This is a genomic window from Sphaerisporangium rhizosphaerae (genome assembly GCF_042665155.1).
GTDB lineage: Bacteria > Actinomycetota > Actinomycetes > Streptosporangiales > Streptosporangiaceae > Sphaerisporangium > Sphaerisporangium rhizosphaerae.
On record NZ_JBHTCG010000068.1, the window covers coordinates 1 to 6791 of the forward strand.

Consider the following 6791-nt stretch of genomic DNA (forward strand, 5'->3'; position numbering starts at 1 on the left):
ACAGAACGACATGCCTCCGATCCGACTTCCCGGGCTCGCCGCCGCGGCGATCGTCGTCCCGGGCCTGGCCGCGCGGCCCGCCCGCCCGGGCACGCCGTCCGCGTCCGTGACGGCCGGCGCCACCGCCCCGCCCACCCTGGACGCGCGCTCGGTCCTGCTGGCCGCCGCCGCGACCGCGGAGCGCGCGCCCGCCGCGTCCGGCCGGTACTGGTACACCCGCGAACACGTCGCCCAGAAGGTCCGGGTGATCCCCGGCCGGTACGAGACCGCGATCAAGGCGCTGGCGGCCGAGCTGCAGGCCAAGCAGCGCGAACTGGCCGGCGACCCGGGACGCCTGAAGGCCTACACCGAGGACTTCGAGCGCAGGGTCACCGAACTGAAGCGGACCGCCGCCTCGTCCACGGCCGTGCCGTTCGCCGCCCTCACCGAGGAGACGCAGGAGTCCTGGCGAGCCCGCGAGAAAGGCGACCACAACCGCACCATGCGTGACGGGCAGGACAGGGTCGTCTTCGCCTCCCCGGCCGACGAGGCGAAGTGGAAGCGGATGGGATCGCCCAGGCTCACGCAGGACAGACCGCGGAGCCAGGACGACGACCTCGATCTGGTGCTGTCCATCGGCAACCCGCAGCTGACCATCCGCAACGTGTCGCGGCTGCCGGCCGACGCCGGCGAGCTGGCCGGCCGGCTGCGCGAGCTGTACCGGCGGAACGCCGCCGACCGGCCCGAGGACACCACCTACGCCCTGTACCTGTGGCAGACCGGCCTGGACCTGCTGACGGCGCCGATCACCCCGGGGACGCGGTCGGCGCTGTTCCGCGTACTCGCCGGAGAACACGGCCTGGTGTCCGAGGGCCAGGTCACCGACGCCCTGGGGCGCGCCGGTGTCGCGCTCTCGGTGAGCGGGCCGGGGGACGACGGCGAGGAGGACGCGATCGGCTACCGGCTGGTCCTCGACGCCGCGACGTCGCAGGTTCTGCAGTACGAGGTCACCGAGAAGGGGAGCGGCACGCCGCTCCTGCGCGTCGCCTACGAGGACATGGCCTGGGTGGACCGCCTCGGCGAGCGTCCGCGCCGCTGAGAACACCGGCACGTCCAGGGGTGCTATCCGATTGCAGCGCGGGATCAAGGCAGGTGCAAGCGACCCCGAGCACACTGCGGTCATCACGAACAGAAAGGACCGCCTCCGATGAGGATCACCCGCACCCTGACCGGCCTGGCCATCGCCTCCGCTTTCGTCGCGCTCGCTCCCCTCGCCGCGAACGCCGAGGCCGGCTCGTCGGACGCGGTCGCCGCCCACACCCGAACCTGGGGCTCCTACTACGCTCCTTCGCACGCGGCCAAGGCCCTCGGCTCCCTCACCGCCACGGGCGAGGACCACGCGGACCTCCCGGTCGCCGCGACCGTGAAGATCTCCGGCAAGGTCACCGACCTCACCCGCAAGGCGGCGTGCGGCTGGGCGGTCTTCCGCATCACCTACCGCGACGGGACGAACCTGCCCTTCAAGGAGCAGAGCGTCCGCGACTGCTCCTACGGCACCCCCAAGCCCTTCTCCCTGCGCTACCGGAACGTCTACCAGGTCGAGCTGAAGGTCTGCTCGGAGCGCAAGGCCGCCAAGCCCTCGCTCAACTGCCTGTACGCGGGGACATGGAAGACGCTGTACCTGTCGAAGTGAGCGCGGCGAGCGGCTCCATCTGGCGGAGCTGCTCGTCCACCGAGGAGGCGGCGACGCGGCACACGACGTGCCGCGCGCCGGCCTCCGCGTAACGCGCCAGCGTCGCGGCCACCCGCTCGACCGGCCCGGCGACCATGAGCTGGATGGTCCGCACCAGCTCGTACGGCAGGCCGTAGGTCGCCTGGCAGTAGGCGGAGAGCTCCCGCTCGCCCCGCTCGGGGTCGTCGGTGACCAGCACGGTGACGAACAGCGCCGCAGTGACGGCGCCGGGGTCGCGGCCCGCCGCCTCGGCGGCCCGCCGGACCGCCGCCAGGCCCGTCCGGTAGCCGCCGACCTCGGGCGGGTAGGGCAGCCAGCCGTCGTAGAGCCCCCCGGTGCGCTCCAGCGCCGACGGGCTCGCGCCGGCCAGCCAGATCGGCGGCCCGCCCGGCCGGTACGACGGCGTGGACTCCGGCAGCTCCGCGAGGCGCAGCACCCGGCCGTGGAAGCTCCGCCCACCCGACCACAGGGTCCGCCAGAGGGCCACCGTGTCGTCCAGGCGGGCGAAGCGGCGCTGCCAGGGCACCTCCGACACGGCGTACTCCGGCTCGGAGCGGCCGGGGAAGCCGGCGCCGACGGCCACGACCAGCCGGCCGGCCGACAGGTGGTCGACCGAGGCCAGCTCCTGCGCGGCGGTGACCGGACGGCGGAAGGCGGGCAGCAGCGCCGCCGTGCCGAGCGTCACCCGTTCCGTCATCGGGGCGAGGGCGGCCAGCATGGCCAGCGGCTCGATCCGCGCGCCGAGCAGGGTGTCGTTGACCCACACCGAGTCGAAGCCGAGCCGTTCGGCGTGGACGCCGACCTCCACCAGCCGCCGGGCGTCGGCCCACTGGCTCGCATTAGTGGGCAGCAGCACGCCGAGGCGCGTGCCGGCGAGCCCGGTCATGCGCCCGGGAACTGGTAGTCGGCGGCGATGCGGCCCTCCTCGTCGAGCCGGAGGAACTCAAGGCCACCCCCCACCGCCTCGCCGCCGCCGACCGTCACCATCTCCCAGGAGAAGGTGACGACGTCCCGCAGGCGGACGGCCGCGTCCCTCGCGCGGAAGGTGTACTCCCCCGGCGCGACGAACTCCTCGTAGGCCCGCGCCACCCGCCATTCGATCGCGTCGTGCCCGTGGGCCTCCAGGGCGCTGGAGGCGAAGCCCAGGCCGGCGGCGGCCTCGCGCATCTCCTGGGGCGGCTGGAGGATGTGGGCGCCCCCTTCGGCCCACAGCTCCCGCACGGCCTTGCGGCGCGCCTCCGGGTCCGGCTCGTTCCACATGGCGACGTATCGTCCGGCCAGGTCGCGCACATCGATGTCGATCACTTCTGCTCCTTGTCCGACGCTGTTCACGGCCCCCGGAAACCCCGGGAACTCGCGGCACCCGGGAAGCCCGCGGGCCGTTCGGCGGTACCCGGGAGGCCCAGGGCGTTCGCGGTACCCGGGAATCGTCGGAGAGGGGGCCGGGGCCCGGCAATTCCGTCCGGGGAATGACCGGGCGGCCGGCGGCGCCGCCCAGGACACCCCGGGGGACCCCCGGGAAATGTCGGTGGGGACTGCCACGATCGGGGGCATGAGTGAGAGCTTGAGCGGGAAGGTGGCCCTGGTCGCGGGGGCGACGCGCGGGGCGGGGCGGGCCATCGCGGTCGAGCTCGGCGCGGCCGGCGCCACGGTGTACGTGACCGGCCGCAGCACGCGCGGCCGGCGGTCCGAGATCGACCGGTCCGAGACCATCGAAGAGACCGCCGAGCTGGTCGCGGCCGCCGGCGGCGAGGCGATACCGGTGCAGGTCGACCACCTGGAGTCCGACCAGGTGAAGGCCCTGGTCGAGCGCATCGACCGCGAGCGGGGGCGGCTCGATGTGCTGGTCAACAACATCTGGGGCGGCGAGAAGCTGTTCAGCTGGGATCAGAGGCTGTGGGAGCACTCGCTGGACACCGGCCTGCACATCCTGCGGCTGGCGATCGACACCCACATCGTCACCAGCCACCACGCCCTACCCCTGATGATCAGGAACCCCGGCGGCCTGGTCGTCGAGATCACCGACGGCACCGCCGAGTACAACGCCGAGAACTACCGCGTCTCCTTCTTCTACGACCTCGCCAAGACCTCGGTGATCCGCATGGCGTTCGCCCAGGCCAAAGAGCTCGCCCCCCACGGCGCGACCGCCGTGGCGCTCACTCCGGGGTGGATGCGTTCCGAGATCATGCTGGACAACTTCGGCGTCGCCGAGGCGAACTGGCGTGACGCGCTGTCGGTCGAGCCGCACTTCGCCATCTCCGAGACGCCCGCCTACACCGGCCGGGCGGTCGTGGCGCTGGCCGCCGATCCCGACGTCGCGCGCTGGAACGGCGCCTCGCTGTCCAGCGGCGGGCTGGCCCAGGTCTACGGCTTCACCGACCTGGACGGCAGCCGTCCCGACGCCTGGCGCTATCTCGTGGAGGTCCAGGACCAGGGCCGGGCAGCCGACCCCACCGGCTACCGCTGACCCCTCCCGGCCGTCAGACCCCTTAGCGATTTGCGCAGGTAGGGTGGCTTTCTGGTCGCCGGGTGGGTTCGGGGGACACCGCACGCCGGTTCGATGGCGCGGTCGAGATCGGAGGAGAATCCGGCGGACAGCGAACTTTCCGGTGGGGCGCCGCATCCGGTGGGCGGGGCGTCCGGGGCCACGGAAAGGAGAGCGGTGTGCTGCCCGAGGCGGAGTCAGATGTCGCGCTCGTGCTCGCCACGCGGTCGGGGGACGCGGCGGCGCTCGGCCTGCTGCTCGCCCGGCACCAGGCCGGCATGAAGGCGGTCGCGCTGAGCGTGCTCGGCTACGGGCCGGACGCCGAGGACGTCGTCCAGGACGCCACGCTGGTGGCGATGCGCCGCATCGGCGAGTTGCGCGACCCGGCGGCCGTCGGCCCGTGGCTGCGGGCGATCGTCCGCAACGGCTGTCGCATGCGCCTGCGGGAGACCCGCGCCGTGCCGGTGGACGACATGGAGACCCTGGGCCTGCCGTCGGCCGAGCCGACGCCGGAGGATCTTCTGCAGGACCGCGCGCTGCGCGACTGGATCTGGCACGCGCTGGACGAGCTGTCCGAACCGGTGCGCCTGGTGGCACTGTTGCGCCACTTCAGCGACGTGTCGTCCTACGAGCAGATCGCCGCGCTGTGCGGCGTGCCCGTCGGCACCGTCCGCAGCCGGCTCAGCCAGGCCAGGGCCAAACTGACCGAGGCGCTGCGGCGCACGGCCGACCTGGCGCACGACGACTCCGCCGCCTTCGCCAGGGCGCGCCGGCGGGAGGCCGAGGAGATGCTGGCGGCGGCGCAGCGGGGCGGGTTCGCCGGGGTCATCAGGGAGCACTGGCGGCCCGACGTCGAGTTCATCGGCCCCAACGGCGAACGCGCGAGAGACGATCGCGCGTTCGCGCTGCGCGGCATGGAGACCGACCTCGCGCACGGCGTCCGCCAGCGCATCGCCAACGTGGTGGCCGGCCGGGACCTGACGATCTGGGAGGCCGACCTGATCAGCCCGCCGGACGACCCCGCCCACTGCCCGCCCGGCGTGGTGTGGCTGCACGTCCTGCGCGGCGGCCGGGTCCAGCGCCTGCGCCTGTTCCACCCCCGCCCCGCCGACCCCACCCCTGGCTCCGGCCCTTCGGCCACCTGAACCCGCCCTCTGTGAAAAAGACGGGGAGAGACCGAACTTCTCCCCCGGTCGGCGCATCCGGTCGGTGTTGGCACGGCCGGCCGGGAGGCCGGGTCCGTGATCTCGCTGAGGCCCGGTTCCGCCGGGCCATGATCGTGGGGAGAAGAAGGATGGTTTCCACCGCCACCGGCGCGCTCGCGCGGGGGACGCATGAGATCGTCGTCGACGGGGTGCGGCAGGTGTTCCACGTCGCCGGCTCCGGGCCCGTGTGCGTGGCGCACTCGGGCGGGCCGGGCATCGCCTGGGAGTACCTGCGCGTGCCGGCCCTGGAACGGCATCTGACCATGGTCTACCTGGAACCGGTCGGCACCGGCGACTCCGGCCGCCTCGCCGATCCGCGCGACTACCGGCTGGAGGTCTACGCGCGGTTCCTGCACGAGGTGATCGAGTACCTCGGCGCGCCGCGGGTCTTCGTGCTCGGGCACTCGCACGGTGGGTTCGTCGCGCAGCGGTACGCGCTGGACCACCCCGACCGGGTCGCCGGTCTGATCCTGTTCGGCACGTCCCCGGTCACCGGGGAGGAGTTCTGGGGCGCCGCGATGGCGGAGGTCGGCCGGTTCCCCGAACGCCACCCCGGCCGGCCGGAGGCGTCCGGCGTTGCCGACGCCTTCCAGGAGGCGCTGGCCGCCGCCACCGACGAGGACTACACGACCTCGCTCCGCCGGATCCTGCCGCTCTACTTCGCCGACTACTGGGCCCACGCGGAGGCGCTCGCGCCGATGCGGGACGGTCTGCGCGCGTGGATCGACCCGATGCGCGGGGAGGAGCCGGCGCCGTTCGACGTGCGGGACGCGCTCGGCTCGATCGCGATCCCCACGCTGGTCGTCGCCGGGGCCCATGACTTCATCTGCGGCACCCGCTGGGCCAGGATGCTGCACGACGGCATCCCCGGCTCGCGCCTCACCGTCCTGCCCGACAGCGGCCATATGGGCCACCTGGAAGAACCCGAGGCGTTCACCCGCGCGGTCGCCGGCTTCGTCCGGGAATCGGCACAGGCCGAACGCTGACCGTCCACCGGCGGCGGGCCGATCGCGAGGCGGCGGGCGCCCGCGAGACCGGCCCGTCCTGGACGCCGCGCATGTGGCAGCGGCGTTGCGTTCGGGCCGGCGGCACTCCGGCATGCGGGTGGACCCCCGGCGCGTGGGGCGCCGGGGGTCCACGGTGGGATCACCCGGTCCGGAGTGTCCGGCCGCGCTCACCGGCTCTGGCCTGCCGCAGGACGGTGGCCGCCGGTCTCGGAGGAGCCGCGGTGGGTGGTCGGGAGAGAGTGGCTTAGAAGAAGTTGCGGTACTGGCCCCAGTCGTAGTGGCCGCGGTAGCCCTCGCCGACGCGGATGCGGAAGTCGTCGAAGCTTCCCTTGCGGAATTTGCCGGTGAAGTGGGAGGCGCCGTAGCGGCTGCCGCGGTAGATG

The 6791-nt window shown here is 73.5% G+C and carries 6 protein-coding genes and 1 pseudogene; 5 read left to right on the forward strand and 2 right to left on the reverse strand.

What is annotated here, in order from left to right:
* Together ACFQSB_RS39950 and ACFQSB_RS39955 are read left to right on the forward strand one after the other, a co-directional pair.
* Positions 1 to 1078, forward strand: a pseudogene (locus ACFQSB_RS39950) (hypothetical protein); the annotation flags it as partial.
* Between the two features lie 108 nt (positions 1079 to 1186).
* On the forward strand, positions 1187 to 1672 hold the full coding sequence (locus ACFQSB_RS39955) for a hypothetical protein (protein WP_380832547.1): 486 nt from the start codon (positions 1187 to 1189) through the stop codon (positions 1670 to 1672).
* Here ACFQSB_RS39955 and ACFQSB_RS39960 read toward each other — a convergent pair.
* Positions 1623 to 2597, reverse strand: a complete 975-nt coding sequence (locus ACFQSB_RS39960) for an LLM class flavin-dependent oxidoreductase (RefSeq protein WP_380832549.1) — start codon at positions 2595 to 2597, stop codon at positions 1623 to 1625. The genes ACFQSB_RS39955 and ACFQSB_RS39960 overlap by 50 nt on opposite strands.
* Positions 2594 to 3016: a hypothetical protein gene (locus tag ACFQSB_RS39965; RefSeq protein ID WP_354853007.1), complete on the reverse strand. Its 423-nt coding sequence runs from the start codon at positions 3014 to 3016 to the stop codon at positions 2594 to 2596. The genes ACFQSB_RS39960 and ACFQSB_RS39965 overlap by 4 nt, the downstream gene beginning before the upstream one ends.
* A 247-nt stretch (positions 3017 to 3263) precedes the next feature.
* On the opposite strand from ACFQSB_RS39965, the gene ACFQSB_RS39970 reads away from it, so the two are divergent.
* The 3 genes from ACFQSB_RS39970 (at position 3264) to ACFQSB_RS39980 (ending at position 6387) form a co-directional block, all read left to right on the forward strand.
* A complete protein-coding gene (locus ACFQSB_RS39970) occupies positions 3264 to 4178 on the forward strand; it encodes an SDR family oxidoreductase (protein ID WP_354929232.1) in 915 nt (304 codons plus the stop codon).
* A 197-nt stretch (positions 4179 to 4375) separates the two neighbouring features.
* Positions 4376 to 5341, forward strand: a complete 966-nt coding sequence (locus ACFQSB_RS39975; RefSeq protein ID WP_380832551.1) for an RNA polymerase sigma factor — start codon at positions 4376 to 4378, stop codon at positions 5339 to 5341.
* A 149-nt stretch (positions 5342 to 5490) separates the two neighbouring features.
* Entirely contained in the window at positions 5491 to 6387 is an 897-nt protein-coding gene (locus ACFQSB_RS39980; RefSeq protein WP_380832553.1) for an alpha/beta fold hydrolase, read from the forward strand.
* The last annotated feature ends 404 nt before the right edge of the window (positions 6388 to 6791 follow it).